The following is a 21,566-nucleotide window of genomic DNA, read 5'->3' on the forward strand; positions in this document are numbered from 1 at the left end:
TTACTATCTTTGTCCACAAAACAAATTCTCCAACAATTCTTTTGAATATGAAACTCAGAATCTCCCTTGTTTTTCTGCTTTCCGCTTTCCTGTCCATCGGCCTGCATGCGCAGACCGAAACTTTGGAAAAACAAATTGCCGAATACGCCAAAGGCAAGAAAGCCACCATCGGCGTCGCTGTCTTGACCGACCGTGGTGAAACGATTCAGTACAACAACGAACTCCACTTTCCTCTGCTCAGCGTCTTCAAATTCCACATCGCCCTGGCGGTACTCGATAAGATGGACAAAGCGGGCATCTCCCTGGAAGACACTCTTTTCATAAAAGCTTCGCAGATGCTTCCAAATACATACAGTCCTCTGCGGCAGAAGTTTCCCGACCAAGACTTTACGATCTCACTCGGAGAACTTCTAAAATACAGCATTGCCCAAAGCGATAACAATGCCTGCGATATCCTCATCGACTATGCCGGTGGTATGAAGCACATCCAACGTTACATCCAACGTCTGGGCATCCTCAACTGCCAGCTCATAGATACCGAAGCCGAAATGCACGCCACCAATAATCCCCGGCGCAACTGGAGCCAGCCCTCCGAAGTAACCCGCCTGCTGCAAATAGCCGTAGAAAAGTCCCTCTTTGCTCCCCAATACAAGAATTTCCTCCTGCAAACGATGATAGAAACCCAAACCGGTGCCGATAAACTGAAAGCCTCGCTGCCTACAAATGTGACAATCGGACACAAGACCGGCTCTTCCGACCGCGACGCCACCGGCATGAAGGTTGCCGACAACGATGCCGGCTTCATCACGTTGCCTGATGGTCGCAGATACTACATCGCCGTCTTTGTGACAGACTCGTACGAGACCGACAAAGACAACGCAGCCATCATCGCCACAATTTCTAAAATGGTATACGAAGCGATTTCGTTATAAATCCCCGTACATAGGGATATCTTGCAGGAAAGTATAGCTATTCTTCTCGTAATTGATGCGGCAGCAATAGTGCTGCAGTCCGTTGCTCACTATCAGGTAATCGACCTTCAGTACCATATTGTAGCGGGTTATCTGGTCGAAAACTTTCTGCGTGATTTCTACGTCGGGCGCCTTGTACTCCACAATCATGCGTGCCGTCAAGTCCCGTCGGTACAGCACGGTGTCACAGCGTTTCTTTGTTCCGTTGAGCAGTACCTGCACCTCGTTTGCCATCAATGCTTGCGGATAGCCTTTATGCTCCAGCAGGAAGTGAACGAAATGCTGGCGCACCCATTCTTCGGGTGTCAAGGCCACGTAACGGCGACGGATGGCATCGAAGATAACGGTCCGTCCGTCTCTCTCGGCTACTTTGACATCAAATGCAGGCAAATTCAATGATAACATAGGCTTATATAATTTAAATGTTCGCTGTACTTCTTCTCCTCATGAACGCACCTCCTGCTTTAAGGGGTGGACGAAGACGAAACGGCAGCCTTGGGTGTATTCGGAATCTATCCATATATCCCCGTTCAGGCGTTTGATGATCAGTTGGCAGATGGACAAGCCTAGACCGGTTCCCTGTGCCTTCTCATTCAACTTCTCGAAACGTTCGAAGATGCGGGCCTGCTTTTCCAGGGGGATGCCGCAGCCGGTATCTGTCACCGAGAATCTCGCCATACCGTTGTCAGTCTTTTCCAGTTTCAGCGTAATGCTGCCTTGTTTCGTAAATTTGGTGGCGTTGACCTGAAGGTTGATCAGCAACTGCTGCAAACGCTCTACATCCGTATCCAGTTCCAAGACGTCCAAGTCTGTCTCGAATATCATTTCAGCATCAGTCTGCTTGATGGCACTCAAGGTCTTTACCACGTTCCGGCAAAGAGCTACGGCATCGCAGGGCTTGATATTGAATTTCATATTGGCAACGTCCAGACAGGAGATATCTATCACATCGTTTATCAGCTTTAATAACAACTCCGAATTCAACTGGATAATATCATTACATTGCTCACGCGTTGCTTCATCAATCTCGGGCATGGTCAGCACTTCTGCAAAGCCGGAGAGGGCATTCAGTGGCGTCTTTATCTCATGGCTCATATTGGACAGAAACAGACTTTTATTGCGGATAGACTCTTCGGCCAGAGCCTTTGCACGGTTCAACTCTTCACGAGAGTGCGCCAGCCATCTGTTCTGCCGCCTGATGTAGAAGAAACATCCCACAAATACCACCAAAAGAATGATACCGGCAATCCATATCAGACGCAACAAGCGGTTCTGCTGAAGGTTTCTCTGCAACTGTACCTCATCTATTGAAAATTTGTTGCGCAAGTCTTCTACCTTGCGCGAATTGATGTCCTGGTATGTGGCTATCGCATAGTTGCTCAAATCCAGATACAGGCTACATGCCTTCTCATAGTGTCCCTCTTGAAACTCCCGGGCGGCAACTGCCCAACGCAAGCTATCACTATCCTGCTTCTGAACATACTCTTGTGCCCGAGAAATACTGCTTGACAAACACAATAATAACAGTAATATGCAATGTTTCATCCTGTTTTACTTTTATGGTCCTTGTTCTTCGAAGGACAAAATTAATCAAATATTATAAAGCTACATTCAAATAGGATAGGTAATAACAATCGTGTGGCCTTCTTTTTCCAAAATATAGCTCCCTTTGAACGTCTCCAGGAACAACCGGTTAATGTCGTGCTGTATCCCGGGCGATTGTTCTTCCTCCTCCGTCAGCCTGAATAGCGGACTTCCGTGTACCACAATCTTCAGCATCTCTGCTTCACGGCTCAGTGTATAGTCCACCCATGCCATTTCCCGATGCCTGCCCGAAACGGAAAGCACTGACGAAAGCAGTTTCATGAAGCGCCCGCTGTCTACCTTAATTGGCAACACATCCAAATCTGTGTAGAACTCCAGGTGGATCGCATTGCCATCCTGCATCTCTACCATCATCTTGGCATCACGACACAACTGCACTGCATCACATTCCGTCACCGTGAACTTCATCATCCCCGACTCCAAACGGGAGAGGTCGAGCACATCGAAGATCAATTGAGAAAGCTGATTGGCATTCTTCTTCACCAGTCCCGCATATTCCTCCATCTGTTCCGGTGAAAGATCCTGCTCTGTAGAAAGCACCTCTGAAAAGCCTACCACTAAATTGAGCGGCACCCGTATCTGAGAAGTGATGTTGCGCAAAAAGACTTCTTTCATCTTGTCGGCTGCTTCTGCCGTCTCCAAAGCCTCACGCGTCTCCTGCTCCGAGCTACGCAAAATACGGCGCACGTAGAGGGCGCGCCACAGCAATATCGAGAAGGCAATAATCACTACTGCAATCAATGCCACGCACAACAGATAATACCGTTTCTCGGCCGTTGCCCGATCCAGCAGCGCCTGACGTATGATATAGTTTGCCTGGTGGGCTTCCTTATGCAAGCGCAGCACGTCGCGATTCAGAGAATCCATCTCTTGCACACCGCGAAGATAGTTCTCGGCAGCTTCCTTATATCTTCCGGCATATTTCAAGGCATGCCCTTTAATCATGCGTACTGTCATCTTGAACAATGGCTGCGTGTTGTCAAACGATGCCAGAGCGGCATCATACTCACGGAAACTTTTGTCCCACTTTTCAGTCAGGCAATAGTAACCACCCCACATAATGTGATACTTGATGCGATAGGAAAACAAACTGTTCGGCGAATAGTATTTCTCAGCCTGTTTCAAGTGCTTCAGCAGGTTATCGAGGTCGGAAGTATCCAGATAAACCGCACTGTAGGACAATTCCATGTCCAGCAACTTATCTCTGTAGCTATCTGCTTTTTCCGGTGCTTCTGCCAGGGCTTGCTCCATCATGCTGCGTTGCATGTTCAGTTCGGAGATGGCCATGATGTATTCTCCTTTCAGGTGGTAGATGGTGTAAATCTCGTTATAGACCGTTGCTTTGTCTACCTTGTCCAGATGGGGCAGTTCCAGAGTCTCCCTATATTTTTCGATGGCTTCATCTTCGTGCTTGGAAGCGCGCAGAGCCCTGGCTGTGGTCAACATGGAGTAATAGATACCGGTCCGGTTGTTTAACTTTTGCGCTTCTTCTTCCATACGTCGGGCTTCCAGCAGTACATATTCCGTATCTCCACGCACCGTGCTGAACTGAAGGATATCCCCCCATGCCGCAAAATAAAGGTCGTACATCTTGTACTTCCGGCTGACGGCTCTCAATGTTCCGAAAGCCTTGTTCATCTGCAATGTATCTGCCTGATATTTATAGTGGCGGTAGTAGTCATAGCGAATACCGACTTCTTCTTCTTTGTAGCGGTTACCGGCAGTTAATGTCAAGGCAGAATCGAGCAATTCCACCGCCCATTTCTTTCCGATATTCTTCTGCAACATATTGCGCATGAACTCGATACGACTGACTGTATCTGTCATGGAATGGTATCTGTCAAAAATGCTGTCACGCAACTGCTCGTCTTGAGCGCGCAAGACATTACTTGAAAAAAAGAGTAATAATAGTAGCAATAAATGTCGTTTCATTCTATTTCTATTTCCTGTTTCTACTTCCTTCTTCTACTTTTGAAGCTTTTGGGACTGAATGATCACTCCTAAAATCCTTAGGGAACAAATTTAATCAAAAATCATGAGAATCAAGAAGAAATTACAACTAATTGAATATAAAGCCAAACAAACTCACATAACAATATGCTTAATGAGCTCCAATAGGGTAAATAATAATAATTTTCCGTTCCTCTTTATTCAGGATATAATTGCCTCCAAACGTCTTCAGATAAAGGCGGTTGATATCATGTTGTATACGGTGCTGTTCTTTGTCGTCTACCACTTCCAGCAACGGACTGCCCTGCACGGTTATTACCAGTTTGTCGGCTTCGCTCGCAAGCGAGAAGCTTATAGAGGCTTGATCTTCATAATCAATCGGAGCGGAGAGGACGGAGACCAGCAACTTCATGAAGCGGGTGCTGTCTGCTTGTATCGGCAGATTCTCCAGTTCTGTATGAAACTCTATGTGCACGGTATTGTTCTCCTGCATCTCTACCATCATCTTGGCATCACGGCAGAATTGTACGACATCATACTCCTGGACATTAAACTTCATCATACCCGACTCCAAACGGGAGAGGTCGAGTACATCGAATATCAGCTGAGACAAATGATCGGCATTTTTCTTTACCAATACTGCATACTCCTGCATCTGCCCGGCTGAAAGACCGCTATCTTCGGAAAGCAACTCGGAGAATCCTACAACAGCATTCAGCGGCACTCTGATTTCATAAGTAATATTTCGCAGAAAAACTTCTTTCATCTTATTGGCGGCTTCTACTGTCTCCAGCGCTTCGCGTGTCTCGCGTTCCGAACGACGCAGTGTTCGCTGTACATACAATCCACGCACCAGCCATATCGCCAATGCAACTACCAGTATAACGACCAACGCTACCCATATCTGATTGTAATGTCTTTCCGCCATTGTCTTATCCAGCAAAGCCTGGCGGATGGCATAATTGGCACGATGCACTTCTCCATGACGTTGCAGGATATCCCGGTTCAAAGAGTCCATTTCAAGCGCGGCACGGCTATATGTTTCGGCAGCTTCCTTATGCCGTCCGGCATCCTGAAAAGCTTGTGCCTTCATAAGCCGTATAGACATTTCATGCAAGGGCTGTGTTCCCTTGAAATGATCCAAAGCTAAATCATACTCGCGAAAGCAAGCATCCCACTCATGCACCAAACTGTAATAGCCGGCCCAAACCGTATGGTATCTTATGTAAAAAGAAAACAAACAGTCCGGAGTATAATACTTCTGCACCTCTTTCAGGTGCTTCTGCAAGTTCTCAGCATCGGGAACAGACAAGTAGATTTCACAGAAAGACAATTCCAGGTTCAGCATTATGCCCCTATGAGATTCTTCCTGCTGCAATTTCCGAGTCCCATTACGCAATGCCACCTCGCGTCCTTTTTCCAGTTCGGCGATTGCCTTTTCGCTATCATTGTGCCACATGTATATGCCCGCAATCTCACTATAAATCATCGGTCGGTCAATATCCGGGAAATCGGGCATTTCCAATATTTCCCTGAATTTGGCAATAGCCTCTTCTTCTTGCTTAGCTCCTCTGAGAGCTCTGGCTACAGCCAGACGAGAGTATAAAATACCTTTGGTATTGTTCAGTTTATGGGCAGTTTCTTCCATGCGTTTCGCTTCCAGAATAGCATATTCTGTATCTCCGCGAACAATATTAAATTGAAGCATGTCTCCCCAAGTAATAAAATAAAGATCATAATCCTTGTATTTCTTACTAAAGAATTCCAACTGCTTAAATGATTTACTCATCTGTGCCGTATCCACCAGATGCTTGTAATGACGATAATAGTCGAAATAGACTCCCAACTCTCCTCGGGTATATTCACTACGAGCAGACCAGACAAGAGCGGAGTCTAGAATTTCTTTCGCCCACTCTTTGCCTATATTTTGCTGGAATATTTTTCGCATGAACTTCACGCGCAAGGTATCTTGGGTCATAGAGGCAGATACTCGGAATACACTGTCGCGCAACTGGCTGTCCGAAGTAGAAGAAGGTTGTTCAGCCTTTATAGTAGTAACCGCCAAAAGATGGCAGATGATGATAAATATTATCTTTTTCATAACCGCATCTCCTGCTTCAAGGGGTGAACAAATACAAACCTGGATCCTTGCGTATAGTTGGAATCAATCCATATATCTCCTCCTAAACGCTTGATAATAAGCTGGCAGATGGACAAGCCTAATCCGGTGCCTTGAGCTTTTTCGTCCAACTTCTCGAAACGTTCGAAAATGCGCGCCTGCTTTTCCAACGGAATGCCGCAACCGGTATCAGTCACCGAAAATTGCGCCTTTCCATCTTCTGTCTTTTCCAGTTTCAAGGTTATGGTACCTTCCTTGGTAAACTTGGTTGCATTGACCAACAGATTAATCAGCAGTTGTTGCAGACGCTCTATGTCGGTATCCAGTTCCAACGAAGTCAATTCGGTTTCGAAAAGAATTTCAGCATCTGTCTGCTTGATGGAACTCAGTGTCTTCACCACATTCCGGCAAAGCGAAACTGCCTCGCAGGGTTTTATGTTGAACTTCATATTGGCAATGTCCAGGCACGATATGTCTATCACATCGTTTATCAGTTTCAATAGCAGTTCGGAATTCAACTGGATGATTTCATTACATTGATTCCGCGTACCTTCATCAATTCCCGGCATGGTAAGCACTTCTGCAAAACCGGAGAGGGCATTCAGCGGTGTCTTTATCTCATGACTCATATTGGAAAGAAATAGACTTTTGTTTCTGATAGAGTCCTCAGCCAGCAATTTTGCCTTATTCAACTCTTCACGGGAACAGGCCAGCAACTTGTTTTGCCTTCTTATATAGAAAAAGCAAATAACAAACATTCCTACAAGGACAATACCGGCAACCCATGTCAGCTTCAGCAGACGGCTTTGATGAAGATTCTTCTGCAACAGCACTTCATCTATAGAATATTCATTCCGCAAATCTTTTACCTCACGCGAATTTATTTCTTGGAAAGTAGATATTGTAAGATTACTCAAGTCAACGTAGAGACTGCAGGCTCTGTCATAATGCCCTGCTTGCATTTCCTTTGCAGCATCCGCCCAACTAACGCTATCACTATCTTTTCCCTGCGCCCACAAAACACTACTTAACAAACAGAATAGCAATAGTAATAAATGTTGTTTCATTCGATTTTAATTTCCAGTTTCTACTTTTTTTTGTACTTTTGTGAGTTAAATAATCGCTCCTAAAAGTCTTTTCGGAGCAAATTTAATAAAATCTGATGAAAACGAAAGAAGAAATCGTAGCTAATTGGCTGCCCCGCTATACAAAACGTAGTCTGGAGGATTTTAGAGAGTACATTCTGTTGACCAACTTCAACAAGTACGTGGAAATATTCGCGGAGAAGTTCAATGTTCCCATTCTTGGCAAAGATGCCAATATGATCTCTGCCAGTGCAGAAGGAATGACTATCATCAACTTCGGTATGGGAAGTCCTAATGCCGCTATCATTATGGACTTACTGAGTGCTATCCAGCCTAAGGCCTGCCTGTTCTTGGGCAAATGCGGAGGTATAGACAAGAAAAACAAGATAGGGGATCTCATTCTTCCTATTGCCGCCATCCGTGGTGAAGGTACCTCTAATGACTATTTTCCCCCCGAAGTTCCGTCACTTCCGGCATTTATGCTGCAACGTGCCGTTTCTTCCGCTATCCGCGATTATGCCCGTGACTATTGGACCGGCACTGTTTATACCACCAACCGCCGTATTTGGGAACATGATGAGAATTTTAAAGAATATCTCAAGAAAACCCGTGCAATGGCTGTCGACATGGAAACTGCAACCCTGTTCAGTTGTGGTTTTGCCAATCATATCCCTACCGGCGCTCTTTTGCTGGTTTCCGACCAACCCATGATTCCGGAAGGAGTAAAGACCGATAAAAGCGATAATATAGTCACCCAGAATTATGTGGCAGAACATGTTGAAATCGGTATTGCATCCTTGCGCATGATCATTGATGAAAAGAAAACAGTGAAACACTTGAAGTTCGACTGGTAATATGGCAAAACAAGAAACGACATGCGATGATATTCTGAAAGAGCTAAGGGCCAAGCAATACCGTCCCGTCTACTACCTTATGGGCGAGGAATCGTATTATATCGACCTTATCTCTGATTACATCATAGACAATGTTCTCACCGATACTGAAAAAGAATTCAATCTGACCGTTGTCTATGGCGCAGACGTTGATATCGCTACCGTTATCAATGCTGCTAAACGATATCCGATGATGTCCGAACGTCAAGTTGTTGTCGTCAAGGAAGCACAAGCCATCCGCAATATGGATGAGCTTTCGTTTTACCTGCAAAAGCCATTGAACTCTACTATCCTCGTCATCTGCCATAAACACGGCGTGCTGGATAGAAGAAAAAAGTTAGCTGCTGAAATAGAAAAAGTAGGGGTATTATTTGAATCCAAGAAGGTAAAGGATGCCCAACTCCCGGCATTCATCACCTCTTATATGAAACGCAAAGGCGTAGATGTTGAGCCCAAAGCTACTTCCATGCTAGCTGATTTCGTCGGCACTGACCTCAGCCGCCTTACGGGAGAACTGGAAAAGCTGATTATTACTCTTCCAAAAGGTCAGACACGCGTCACCCCCGAACAGATAGAGCGTAACATAGGAATCAGCAAGGATTATAATAACTTTGAACTCCGTAGCGCCATTGTAGAAAAGGACATACTAAAAGCTAATAAGATAATAAAATATTTTGAAGAAAATCCCAAAACAAATCCCATTCAAATGACTTTATCTTTACTTTTTGGGTTCTTCTCCAATCTAATGTTAGCTTATTATGCTCCGGATAAGTCGGAGCAAGGCATTGCCACATTCTTAGGTTTAAGAAGCCCGTGGCAGTCTCGTGAATATATGGGCGCCATGAGACGCTACAATGGCGTAAAGACAATGCAAATAATCGGAGAGATCCGATATGCCGATGCCAAGTCTAAGGGAGTGGCTAATTCTTCCTTAAGCGACGGAGATATTCTTCGGGAACTGGTCTTTAAAATCCTGCATTGATTCTTCAATAAACTCTCTTTTTCCTATAAAAAGGAAAATCGTAAAATAGATCTATTTCGTACCATTTTGTCACATTAAGGGAGATTATTCTCCCTTTTTTCTAGAATGAACATCTGCACTGACAAGAAAATTGGGCGTAATATCCTTTCTTTCAGATATATAAATCAAAAATAAGCCTCTCAGAATCGTTTTTTCTCAATTAATCGGTCATTCGTACGGAAATAGAGCAAGGATTCACTAGTTAAAGAGCAAACAAGAAAATAACCCTCACTATTTTTCTTTAGTGTCACCTATTTTCCTCCAAACAGATGACTTACCGAAATCCATTTCACCATTCAAACAGATAAAATAGTTGTTCTTACAACAGCCAGTATTTACTCCTGTAAAAACATACATTTCACATTTGTACTTAAATACATTTTTAATATTACAATAATAACACAACAACGTAAAACACAATTGTAAACAGCCAAATTCAAACTAGTGAAGATACAGATTACAAATATATAGAGTAGGGGGTTAACCTCATCTTATTTATGCTATAATATGTTATATATCAAAATTATATACTATTATAATGAAGTATCAAGCAAAATAATGCAAAGAAACACATAAAAACAATTGTAATACACTTGCATCAATGAAATATGATATATATATACAGTTGTATACCAATGAATTACACAATATAATTAAAGCTTAAATAAGAGCTTTTATTTACTCTATTACTACGGATTACATTTGTACGCATTACTATTGAAATACACAGTATACATTTGTAAACTTTGAGTATTTACAGATTTAATTTGCATTTGTGATTTCTATTTTTTACTTTTGTAATCGATTAAAATCAAAATACAATTGTAATCACACCTATATCATGAGCATAAAAGACAGATTTAAAATGATCATGGACCGGGAGAAATTAACAGCTGGTGCATTCGCCGAAAGTATCGGTGTAGCCCAAGCTACAATTTCACATATCTTAGGTCCCCGTAACAAGTATCCAAGTACAGAAGTGATTCTTCGATTACACCAACGGTATACCGACATTAATCTTGAGTGGTTACTTACCGGAGAAGGCAGCATGAGTAACAATTCTAATTCTGCAGGAAGCAGTGAATTCGACTATCCTCTATTTGCTGAGAATCCGGAAAATCTGACCGATGAGCCGAGCGAAATGGAAAATCGCAAGGAAATTGCATTAGAAACAGTACAACCCCCCCCTAAAGAGATTGTAAAACAAGAGATTATCTACAAAGAAAGACCTCCAAGAAAAATCACCGAAATAAGAATTTTCTTTGATGATAACACCTATGAAACATTCAAGCCCGAAAATTAAGGAGTAAGAATAACAGTTTACACAATTTCCCGTATCTTTGTACCCGAAAGACAATATTCCTCTTTATAGATAATATGAAAAAATATATTTTAGATCTGACAGTGACTGAAAACGTCCGATTGCATGCCAACTATGTGTTGCTGAAATTGACTTCTTCGTCCCCGCTTCCGGAAATGCTTCCGGGACAATTTGCAGAGATCCGTGTGGATGGCTCACCAGCTACTTTTTTACGCCGTCCCATTTCCATCAATTATGTAGATAGACAAAGAAATGAAGTATGGTTTCTTATTCAACTTGTAGGTGACGGAACTAAGCGTTTAGGAGAAGCCCAAAACGGTGATACAATTAATGTAGTGCTTCCCTTGGGAAATTGCTTCACAATGCCCCAAAAGCCCTCCGACAAGCTTTTATTAGTAGGTGGAGGTGTAGGTACGGCACCTATGCTTTATTTAGGTGAACAATTGGCTAAAAACGGCAACAAACCCACCTTCTTGCTGGGTGCCAGGAGTGACAAGGATTTGCTTCAATTGGAACAGTTTGCCGCTTATGGAGACGTTTATACTACCACAGAAGATGGCAGCCATGGTGAGAAAGGTTACGTAACCCAGCACTCTATATTAAATAAGGTGAACTTTGAGCAAATATACACCTGCGGTCCGAAGCCGATGATGGTAGCCGTGGCAAAATATGCCAAAAGTAAAGGTATCAACTGCGAGGTATCTCTGGAGAATATGATGGCGTGTGGTATAGGCGCTTGCCTATGCTGTGTGGAAAATACCACAGAAGGCCATTTGTGTGTATGTAAAGAAGGTCCGGTTTTTAATATAAACAAACTATTATGGCAGATTTAAGTGTAAACATTGGTGAACTACAAATGAAGAACCCGGTTATGACGGCATCCGGGACATTCGGGTATGGTGAAGAATTTGCCGATTTCATCGATATATCGCGAATAGGTGGTATAATTGTAAAGGGCACTACCCTTCACAAACGTGAAGGCAACCCATATCCACGCATGGCGGAGACTCCTTCGGGCATGTTAAACGCTGTAGGACTGCAGAATAAGGGTGTACATTACTTTGTTGAACACATCTATCCACGCATCAAAGACATACAGACGAACATGATTGTGAATGTTTCGGGTTCTGCCATTGAAGATTATGTAGAAACGGCTTCGATCATTAATGAACTTGACAAAATTCCTGCCATAGAGTTGAACATCTCTTGCCCTAATGTGAAGCAAGGTGGAATGGCATTTGGCGTCACAACAAAAGGAGCCGAAGAAGTGGTAAAAGCCGTGCGCTCAGTTTACAAAAAGACACTTATCGTAAAGCTCTCACCAAACGTTACAGACATCACGGAAATAGCCCGTGCAGCCGAAAATGGTGGCGCAGACAGCGTGTCGCTCATTAATACGCTACTGGGAATGGCCATAGATGCAGAGCGCAGGCGTCCCGTGCTTTCTACCGTCACAGGAGGTATGTCCGGTGCAGCCGTAAAGCCCATCGCATTGCGCATGGTATGGCAGGTTGCCAAGGCGGTAAAAATCCCCATCATAGGTCTGGGAGGTATCATGAACTGGAAAGACGCAGTGGAATTCATGCTTGCAGGCGCCTCTGCCATCCAAATTGGTACGGCAAACTTCATAGATCCGGCCATAACGGTGAAGGTGGCAGAAGGTATCAATGACTATCTTGAGAGACACGGATTTAAGTCTGTACAAGAAATAATCGGTGCGCTTGAGGTATAACTAAAAACAGAAGATTGCCATTCGCAACTATATTTCATAAAAAAGGACATTCCCACAAGAATGTCCTTTTTCTTTTTATTTACATCAGTAAATTACTCTCCTAATAAATCTGGGCGCAGTTTTCGGGTTCTTTCCAATGACTGCTGAAGCTCCCATTCCTTAATTTTTGCCTCATGGCCGGAGAGTAAAACATCCGGAACTTTCCAACCCTTGTATTCTGCAGGACGCGTATATACAGGAGCTGCCAATAAATTATCCTGGAAGGAATCGGAAAGAGCGGACTGCTCATCGGAAATGACCCCGGGAATAATACGCACGATGGCATCTGCCATTACGGCAGCGGCCAGCTCACCTCCAGTCAGCACATAATCGCCGATGCTCACCTCTTTGGTTATGAAATGTTCGCGAATACGGTAGTCTATTCCCTTGAAATGACCACAAAGGATAATCAGGTTTTGGGCTAACGACAAGGTGTTCGCCATCGGCTGGTCGAATTGCTCGCCATCCGGAGTGGTAAAAATCACCTCATCATACTCCCGTTCAGCCTTCAGGGCATTGATGCAGCGCTCAATAGGCTCTATCTTCATGACCATTCCGGCAAAGCCTCCAAAAGGATAATCATCTACACGACGATATTTATCTTCCGTATAATCGCGGAGATTATGAATATGAATTTCTGCAAGCCCTTTATTCTGAGCACGTTTCATAATGGAGCAATTGAAGAAGCCTTCAATCATCTCCGGCAAAACAGTGATGATGTCGATACGCATAAACTTTAATTTTTTGCAAAAATACAAATATTCGGGTAGAAACCCGTATTTTTGCGTTCAAACAATCCGAAATCGCTATGACTGTAAAGGAAAAGATAGACCAACTGCGTGCCGAGCTGCATCGGCACAACTACAATTATTATGTTCTGAATGCTCCCGAGATATCTGATAAGGAATTTGATGACATGATGCGTGAGCTACAAGATCTGGAAAAGGAACATCCTGAATATCAGGATGACAATTCGCCTACCATGCGCGTAGGAAGCGATATAAACAAGAATTTCACGCAAGTAGCACATAAATATCCGATGCTTTCATTAGGAAACACCTATTCCGAAAGTGAGGTGACAGACTTTTACGACCGCGTAAAGAAAGCACTGAATGAAGACTTTGAAATCTGCTGCGAACTGAAGTATGACGGTACTTCTATTTCGCTGACTTACGAGGACGGTAAGCTGGTGCGCGCCGTCACCCGTGGTGACGGTGAAAAAGGCGATGACGTGACAGATAACGTAAAAACAATACGTACCATCCCACTGGTTCTGCATGGAGACTATCCTAAGCTATTTGAAATCAGAGGGGAAATCCTGATGCCCTGGGTTGTATTTGAAGAGCTGAACCGTGAAAAAGAAGCACGGGAAGAACCGCTCTTTGCTAATCCCCGCAATGCGGCTTCGGGAACATTGAAACTGCAAAACTCTGCTATCGTAGCTTCGCGCAAACTCGATGCTTATTTATACTATTTGCTGGGAGAAGAATTACCTTGTGACGGACATTACGAGAACTTGCAAAAAGCAGCCAGCTGGGGATTTAAAATCTCAGAGCACATGAGAAAAGCACACAGCCTGGAAGAGATATTCGAATACATCCGGTATTGGGACACCGAACGCAAGAATATGCCAGTAGCAACAGATGGTATTGTGCTAAAGGTCAATAGTTTGAAGCAGCAGAAAAACCTCGGTTTCACCGCTAAATCCCCCCGTTGGGCCATTGCCTATAAGTTTCAGGCAGAACGGGCATTGACACGCCTGAATAAGGTAACCTACCAGGTAGGACGTACGGGTGCCGTAACTCCGGTGGCCAATCTGGATCCCGTACAGCTATCCGGCACCATCGTGAAAAGAGCCTCCCTCCATAATGCAGATATCATAGAAGGACTGGATTTGCACATAGGCGACATGGTTTATGTGGAAAAAGGCGGAGAAATCATTCCGAAAATAACCGGAGTGGATAAAGACGCCCGCAGCATACTTATCGGTGAAAAGATAAGATTCATCACGCACTGCCCCGAATGTGGCAGTAAATTAATACGTTACGAAGGAGAAGCGGCCCATTATTGCCCCAATGAAACAGCTTGCCCGCCCCAGATAAAAGGCAAAATAGAGCATTTCATCAGCCGTAAGGCCATGAACATAGACGGACTGGGACCGGAAACCGTGGACATGTTCTATCGGCTGGGGCTGATAAAAGATACAGCAGACCTATATCAACTAAAAGCAGACGACATCAAGAACCTGGAACGAATGGGGGAAAAGTCTGCCGACAACATCATTAAAGGCATTGCCGCCAGCAAGGAAGTTCCCTTCGAAAGAGTGCTTTTTGCATTGGGCATCCGCTTTGTAGGAGAAACCGTTGCCAAGAAGATTGCCAAGTCGTTCAGAGACATTGAGGAATTGGAAGATGCCGATCTTGAAAAGCTGAAAAACATCGATGAAATCGGTGAAAAAATAGCGCAAAGCATCATTCTTTATTTTGCTAATCCATCCAATCGGGAGTTGGTAAACCGCTTAAAAACAGCCGGATTGCAATTCTTCCAGAAAGAAGAAGACCTAAGCGGATATACCGATAAGCTTGCAGGTCAGTCCATCGTCATCAGCGGCGTATTTGCCCACCATTCAAGAGACGAATACAAAGATCTGATCGAGAAGAACGGAGGGAAAAACGTAGGTAGCATCTCTGCCAAAACCAGCTTTATCCTGGCGGGAGAAAATATGGGGCCTGCCAAACTGGAAAAAGCCCAGAAATTAGGGGTGAAGATAATGAGCGAAGATGAGTTTTTAGCCCTGATATCCTAACAAATTTCTACGAAAAGCTTTTTTATGGCTTATATTTGTAGGGGAAATCGAAAAAATTCGTACTTTTGCGAGTCATTTAATTAGAGATTACTTTATAATACTCATGATACAGACAAGATTGAAAGGAATGGGGGTAGCGCTTATCACTCCATTTAAAGAGGATGAAAGCGTTGACTATGATGCGTTGATGCGTTTAGTAGACTATCAACTTCAAAACAATACCGATTTTCTGTGCGTGCTTGGCACCACGGCAGAAACTCCGACACTGACGGAGGATGAAAAGAAGAAAATCAAGAAAATGGTCATCGAACGTGTGAACGGAAGAATACCTATTCTGCTTGGTGTAGGTGGAAATAATACCCGTGCCATAGTAGAAACACTGAAAAACGATGATTTCACCGGAGTCGACGCGATTCTTTCCGTTGTTCCGTATTACAATAAGCCTTCGCAAGAAGGTATATACCAACATTACAAAGCAATTGCCGCAGCAACCGACTTGCCTATTGTGCTTTACAACGTTCCCGGCCGTACCGGTGTGAACATGAAAGCCGAAACTACCTTGCGCATTGCACGTGACTTCAAAAATGTGATAGCTATCAAGGAAGCCTCGGGGGACATTACACAAATGGATGATATCATCAAGAATAAACCTGCCAATTTCGATGTTATTTCGGGCGATGATGGCATTACCTTCCCCTTGATTACCTTAGGAGCAGTCGGCATTATCTCTGTGATTGGAAATGCTTTTCCGCGTGAATTCAGCCGCATGGTGCGTTTGGCATTACGTGGAGATTACGCAAATGCATTGACCATTCACCATAAATTTGCAGAATTATTCAAGCTTTTGTTTGTGGATGGCAATCCTGCAGGCGTAAAAGCCATGTTGAATGTAATGGGAATGATTGAAAACAAGCTCCGACTGCCATTGGTACCCACGCGAATCACCACTTTTGAGGCCATGCGCAAGATTCTGGACGAGCTGAACATCAAGTGCTAAAAACAGAAGAACAGAAAATTAAGCTATAAAGACGCCATCAGTTTGCAGTATTGACGCAAGCTGGTGGCGTTGTTGTATACAACAAGTTGCAGAGCTGCTGCGAACAGGTAGAAGAAGAATGGTGTTCACACAAAAAACCTCCACAAGAAAACTTGCAGAGGATTTTGTGATCGCGACAGGATTCAAACCTGTAACCGGCTGATCCGTAGTCAGCTACTCTATTCAGTTGAGCTACGCGACCCTTTTATATTATGAAAACTTGTGACCGCGACAGGATTCAAACCTGTAACCGGCTGATCCGTAGTCAGCTACTCTATTCAGTTGAGCTACGCGGCCTTTTCGTTTAACGGGTGCAAAGATACGTACTTTTTCCGAATTAGCAAACTATGCGCAAACTTTTTTTGAAGAAATTTTATTCCACGAAGCGGTAGTTAAACAATTGCCAACCGATGCTCAATCCCACATTCCACTCCCTTCTCGGTGAGCTATAATGATTTACATAAGCTGATATGGCACCAAAAGGCAGTTGGCAGATTACTGAAACTTCTCCCATATATTCAAAGTGAGAAAAGGCTTTTCCATAATAAGCCTTATTCTGGCTGTTCCTTTCTATTGGAAAAATCGGCATAAAACCATAAAACTCGGTACGGAACTGGAACATGTCATTCAATACATAGATCGGTTTAATACCGGCCGCCATGAACTGATTGGCACGGAAAGCCTGGTTATACACCAATTTGCTATGCGGGGTTGGTGAGAATTCTCCCGCTTGCATCATTGTTGCCGTATAGTTTTCAGAGAAATTCTTCGATGAATACAATGCTTCTGCCATCCATCCCAACGTGAATTTAGGCCCCATCGTATGATAAGCTTCTTTCATATAAGAAATTTGCAGCCACGACTGTCGGTCTTTTACAGAACTTCTTTCCTTTGGATTTCCCGGATCAAATTTCTCTTTTCCTGTGAAAATCTGGGCAACCAGCTTTTCTAAATATCCCTTGGTGGCATATTGCCGTGTATTAAGAGTACTTCCATAAAAACCTATAGATCCCCCAAACAATCGATAAGTACTTCTATCGGAACGGTCTTTATCAAAATCTATAATGCTGGATTGAAAGTAATTATCTTCCAATTTGCCATACCCCAAACTAAACTCAGCACGCTTATTAGCCAGGAAAGGCAAGGCAACCATAAACTTTACGAAACGCTCGTCTTTCGAGTTGAATGACGGTTTGTCATTCTTGGAGAATAATTTATCCTTCTTATAGTAATCGAACGTACTGATAGAGGCTATAAAACGATAAGACGTCGGAATATGGGTGGGAAAATCAATCCTCGCCATAAACTGGGCATTATTATAAACCTTGCCTATCTGTCCATCGAAAGTGAATTCTTTCGAATTATAATTCAGGTTCTGATATCCCAGTCCCAAGTACACCTGATTGGAGCTGGTAGTGGAAACACTTCCGCCCACCCGTACGGAGAGGTTATCTTCCATCTTGACTTTCAAATGCAACTCATACAAGTCCGATTCAGAATCATAAACGGCATGAGGAACTATTTCCGATATCATATTGTCGGCCAGCAAGCGGAAATAACCGCGTTTCAAGTCCTCATAAGTAAAGACCTCATAATCTTCATCATGGAATTCTTTCTTGATATAAGCTTGCTGCTGGGCATTAGCTCCGTCTATATAGATATCCCGAAAGCGGAATTGAGGCAGATTACTCCGAAAGACCAGACGCCTCAGACGCACATTATCGGGGTTCACCCTTCGATGAATGCGGCTTTTTATAGAATCCATCATGCTGATAGTCCGGTTATAGCCAATGTCATGCAATTCCTGCAAACGGTCAAAATCCAGCAAATTGACGTCATCATATTTAAAATTCATCACTATCCCCAATGAGTCCGGAATGGAGTAATCTGTCTTTTGCATAATCATATTCTCCAACTGACTCATCAAGTCATTCTCTTTAGGCTTACTGGGATTGGCAGCTACCACACTGCCGATAATAACTTCCGGATGAAAATCCTCCCGCATCACATCTGTAGGGAAATTGTTGTAAATACCTCCGTCATAAGCCAGTACACTATCTATCTCAATCGGTTTAAAGACAAACGGAAAGCTCATGGAAGCACGCACAGCGTCCCCTAAATCACCGTTCTTCAAGATAAGCGGCTTTTTATTGTATACATCGGAAGCAACACAACGGAAAGGGACAAAGAGATTATTGAAGTCACCGTCACATGCAGCCGTAGCACGCGCAAACAGTTCTACAAATACCAGGTTCATCTGTATCGGATTGACCATACTGGTAGGAAGTATCTGCGGCTTTACATGCATCGAATCCTTAAAGGCAAAACGAATATTGAAGAACTCCGGCGAAGGGCGGTTTTTCTTAAAATAATATTCATATTCCGGCTCTACCTTACCGGAGTACCAGCGTTTGAAGTCGGGCGAACGCAGCAATGCTTCCATATCATCCGGAGAATATCCCATAGCATAGAGAGAACCGATTATGGCTCCCATAGACGTCCCGGTAACGTAATCAATGGGAATGTTGTTTTCTTCCAGCGCCCGGATAATGCCAATGTGCGTCATACCTTTTGCACCACCGCCACTCAACACAAGCCCCACCTTCTGAGCTTGCAGAAGCGGCAAGAGACATAGAAGAAATGACAAAAACAGAAGAAACCTTTTCATGTCTATGATATTCCGAGTAAAATATATGTTAAACGTTCAATGCTCAAATATAGGCAATAGTTTCCAAAAACTTCGTATTCAACGGAAAAAAACGTAATGACAGCAGCAAAAAGAAATAAAAAAGGGTATTGCAACTCTTACGAATCACAATACCCTTGCATCTATTATATATGCAAATTTAAAGGGGCTTACTTTATCAGGTCGATACTTCTCTTGACGAAGTTGTTCAGAGCTTCACCTTTCAGCATTCCATTTTGCAGTAGTGCCAAATCTATCAACTGGCGAACCACCTTGTTATTAGCTGCATAACCTGCAAATATGCCTTCTTTCCGGGCTTTCAGTTCATCCCACTTCTTATCCAGTTCGTTCACCTCATCTTTTTCGGCTGTAGGAATATCCTCGTCCTTCTTGCCTTCTTGTTTCTTCTTCAGCTCATTGCGACGTTTGTCCACATCCTCCATTTCCTTCTGAACCGGAGCAACAGCAGCTGCACATTCCTTGTCTTCATCTGCCAGTACCTCTTTCACCAGTTTATGGTCTGAGTTCAATACCAGATTGAACATGTCAGGCATTTCGCCATAGAAACTCATTCCGGCCTGGATATTAGCCATTTCCTTCATACGGCGCATGTACTCGCTCTGAGTGATCATAACCGGAGAAGCAGTTTCTCCCAAGGCTTGTGCCATGATGTTAAACTCTGTCTTATCCATCTTCGGCAGTTGGCTCTTGAAGATGGCAGACAAGGCTTCTTGCTTGCCGGCTTCCAAAGTTTCGCCTTTCTTTTCTTCCTTAACAATCAGATTGTCAATCACATCACTATCTACACGAGTGAAGCGGACTTTCTCGAACTTCTGCTCCAGCATGCTCACCAATGCAATATCCAGTTGGCCGTCCATCAGCAACACGTTGTAGCCTTTGTTTTTAGCTGCTTCGATGTAGCTGAATTGTTCATCCTTATTGTTGGCATACAGATAAATCAGGCTTCCGTCCTTATCTGTCTGATTGTCTTTGATCAACGTTTTATACTCTTCAAAAGTATAATGCTTGCTGTCGGTATCGGTGAAAAGGGCAAAATCTTTGGCTCTGTCATAGAAATCCTCTTGAGTAAGCATTCCGTAATTGATGAAGATCTTCAAATCATTCCACTTTTCTTCGAACTGCTTGCGGTCGTTCTTGAAGATAGACTGCAGACGATCAGATACTTTCTTTGTGATATATGTAGAAATCTTCTTCACGTTGGCATCGCTCTGCAAGTAAGAACGGGATACGTTCAACGGAATATCCGGTGAATCGAGCACACCATGCAGTAGAGTCAGGAAGTCGGGAACGATACCTTCCACTGAATCCGTCACATACACCTGGTTACAATAAAGTTGTATTTTGTTTTTATTCAGTTCGATATTGCTCTTTACTTTCGGGAAGTACAGAATACCTGTAAGATGGAACGGATAATCCACATTCAGATGAATCCAGAACAATGGCTCGTCGGACATCAGATAAAGGTCGCGATAGAACTTCTTATAATCCTCATCTTTCAACTCACTGGGTTTCAGTGTCCACAAAGGATTTGCATCGTTGATTATATTATCTTCGGCTGTTTCAACCTGCTTGCCGTCTTTCCATTCTTTCTTCTTGCCGAAGGCCACAGGAATAGGGAGGAAGCTACAATATTTCTTCAACAGGGAAGAAATACGTGCTTCTTCAAGGAATTCCTTGCAATCATCGTCAATATAAAGAACGATATCCGTACCGCGGTCTTCCTTTTTTGCATCTTCAATCGTAAACTCAGGACTACCATCGCAAGTCCACTTCACAGCCTGGGCACCTTCCTGATAGGATTTAGTGATGATTTCAACCTTCTTGGCCACCATAAAGGCAGAATAGAAACCAAGTCCGAAGTGACCGATGATGGCATTTGCATCGTTCTTGTACTTTTCCAGGAAGTCATTGGCTCCGGAGAACGCTATCTGATTGATGTATTTGTCGATTTCTTCTGCAGTCAGGCCAATACCATGATCGGATACGGTAATCGTATCTTTTCCCAAAGAAACATGTACGGTTAAATCGCCTACTTCACCTTTGAATTCACCGATAGAAGACAGTGTCTTCAACTTCTGAGTGGCATCAACGGCATTAGACACTAACTCGCGAAGAAAAATCTCATGATCGCTGTACAAAAACTTTTTGATGACGGGGAAAATGTTCTCGGTAGTTACCCCAATATTTCCTTTTTGCATACTACATTTATATTATTTGGTTTATATTTTTAGTGTTACGGCAAAAAGAAAACAAAAAAAATGCCAACCCGCAAGGACTGACA

Annotated in this window: 16 protein-coding genes and 2 tRNA genes; 8 read left to right on the plus strand and 10 right to left on the minus strand. The window is 43.5% G+C overall.

What is annotated here, in order from left to right:
- The first annotated feature begins 47 nt into the window (after nt 1-47).
- A complete protein-coding gene (gene bla, locus AAE250_RS04645; protein ID WP_294597254.1) occupies nt 48-932 on the plus strand; it encodes a class A beta-lactamase, subclass A2 in 885 nt (294 codons plus the stop codon).
- Here the strand turns inward: bla and AAE250_RS04650 are convergent.
- From AAE250_RS04650 to AAE250_RS04670, 5 genes are all read right to left on the minus strand, one after another.
- Complete coding sequence (locus AAE250_RS04650; protein ID WP_294597257.1) at nt 927-1,376, minus strand: type I restriction enzyme HsdR N-terminal domain-containing protein; 450 nt, start codon at nt 1,374-1,376, stop codon at nt 927-929. The genes bla and AAE250_RS04650 overlap by 6 nt on opposite strands.
- Before the next feature lie 39 nt (nt 1,377-1,415).
- The gene (locus AAE250_RS04655) at nt 1,416-2,516 is read right to left on the minus strand and encodes a sensor histidine kinase (RefSeq protein WP_294597260.1); all 1,101 of its coding nucleotides are present in this window, start codon (nt 2,514-2,516) and stop codon (nt 1,416-1,418) included.
- Nucleotides 2,517-2,582: 66 nt separating this feature from the next.
- Entirely contained in the window at nt 2,583-4,508 is a 1,926-nt protein-coding gene (locus tag AAE250_RS04660; RefSeq protein ID WP_294597263.1) for an ATP-binding protein, read from the minus strand.
- Nucleotides 4,509-4,677: 169 nt separating this feature from the next.
- On the minus strand, nt 4,678-6,627 hold the full coding sequence (locus tag AAE250_RS04665; RefSeq protein WP_294597266.1) for a tetratricopeptide repeat-containing sensor histidine kinase: 1,950 nt from the start codon (nt 6,625-6,627) through the stop codon (nt 4,678-4,680).
- On the minus strand, nt 6,624-7,712 hold the full coding sequence (locus AAE250_RS04670; RefSeq protein ID WP_294597268.1) for a sensor histidine kinase: 1,089 nt from the start codon (nt 7,710-7,712) through the stop codon (nt 6,624-6,626). The genes AAE250_RS04665 and AAE250_RS04670 overlap by 4 nt, the downstream gene beginning before the upstream one ends.
- A gap of 95 nt (nt 7,713-7,807) precedes the next feature.
- On the opposite strand from AAE250_RS04670, the gene AAE250_RS04675 reads away from it, so the two are divergent.
- From AAE250_RS04675 to AAE250_RS04695, 5 genes are all read left to right on the plus strand, one after another.
- Nucleotides 7,808-8,584 (plus strand): AMP nucleosidase, encoded by a 777-nt coding sequence (locus AAE250_RS04675; protein WP_294597273.1) that lies wholly within the window; start codon nt 7,808-7,810, stop codon nt 8,582-8,584.
- A gap of 1 nt (nt 8,585) precedes the next feature.
- Nucleotides 8,586-9,605, plus strand: coding sequence for a DNA polymerase III subunit delta (gene holA / locus AAE250_RS04680; protein WP_294597275.1), 1,020 nt, complete (start codon nt 8,586-8,588; stop codon nt 9,603-9,605).
- An 880-nt stretch (nt 9,606-10,485) separates the two neighbouring features.
- A complete protein-coding gene (locus AAE250_RS04685) occupies nt 10,486-10,947 on the plus strand; it encodes a helix-turn-helix domain-containing protein (protein WP_294597277.1) in 462 nt (153 codons plus the stop codon).
- A gap of 74 nt (nt 10,948-11,021) precedes the next feature.
- Complete coding sequence (locus AAE250_RS04690) at nt 11,022-11,798, plus strand: dihydroorotate dehydrogenase electron transfer subunit (RefSeq protein WP_294597280.1); 777 nt, start codon at nt 11,022-11,024, stop codon at nt 11,796-11,798.
- Nucleotides 11,786-12,697, plus strand: a complete 912-nt coding sequence (locus tag AAE250_RS04695; protein WP_294597283.1) for a dihydroorotate dehydrogenase — start codon at nt 11,786-11,788, stop codon at nt 12,695-12,697. The genes AAE250_RS04690 and AAE250_RS04695 overlap by 13 nt, the downstream gene beginning before the upstream one ends.
- 92 nt (nt 12,698-12,789) lie before the next feature.
- On the opposite strand, the gene trmD is transcribed toward AAE250_RS04695, so the two are convergent.
- Nucleotides 12,790-13,467, minus strand: a complete 678-nt coding sequence (gene trmD / locus AAE250_RS04700; RefSeq protein WP_294597285.1) for a tRNA (guanosine(37)-N1)-methyltransferase TrmD — start codon at nt 13,465-13,467, stop codon at nt 12,790-12,792.
- Between the two features lie 77 nt (nt 13,468-13,544).
- Between trmD and ligA the strand changes: the two genes are divergently transcribed.
- Nucleotides 13,545-15,542: an NAD-dependent DNA ligase LigA gene (ligA, locus tag AAE250_RS04705; RefSeq protein ID WP_294597288.1), complete on the plus strand. Its 1,998-nt coding sequence runs from the start codon at nt 13,545-13,547 to the stop codon at nt 15,540-15,542.
- A 103-nt stretch (nt 15,543-15,645) separates the two neighbouring features.
- A complete protein-coding gene (dapA, locus tag AAE250_RS04710; RefSeq protein WP_294597290.1) occupies nt 15,646-16,539 on the plus strand; it encodes a 4-hydroxy-tetrahydrodipicolinate synthase in 894 nt (297 codons plus the stop codon).
- A 167-nt stretch (nt 16,540-16,706) separates the two neighbouring features.
- On the opposite strand, the gene AAE250_RS04715 is transcribed toward dapA, so the two are convergent.
- The 4 genes from AAE250_RS04715 to htpG all read right to left on the minus strand — a co-directional run bounded on the left by AAE250_RS04715 (nt 16,707) and on the right by htpG (nt 21,483).
- Nucleotides 16,707-16,780, minus strand: a tRNA-Arg gene (locus tag AAE250_RS04715).
- Between the two features lie 21 nt (nt 16,781-16,801).
- A tRNA-Arg gene (locus AAE250_RS04720) sits at nt 16,802-16,875 on the minus strand.
- A gap of 76 nt (nt 16,876-16,951) precedes the next feature.
- Nucleotides 16,952-19,246 (minus strand): patatin-like phospholipase family protein, encoded by a 2,295-nt coding sequence (locus tag AAE250_RS04725; RefSeq protein ID WP_294597293.1) that lies wholly within the window; start codon nt 19,244-19,246, stop codon nt 16,952-16,954.
- 188 nt (nt 19,247-19,434) lie between these two features.
- The gene (htpG, locus tag AAE250_RS04730; RefSeq protein WP_294597296.1) at nt 19,435-21,483 is read right to left on the minus strand and encodes a molecular chaperone HtpG; all 2,049 of its coding nucleotides are present in this window, start codon (nt 21,481-21,483) and stop codon (nt 19,435-19,437) included.
- Between the last annotated feature and the right edge of the window lie 83 nt (nt 21,484-21,566).

This window comes from Bacteroides sp. GD17 (genome assembly GCF_038448625.1).
In the GTDB taxonomy this organism is placed as follows: Bacteria; Bacteroidota; Bacteroidia; order Bacteroidales; family Bacteroidaceae; genus Bacteroides.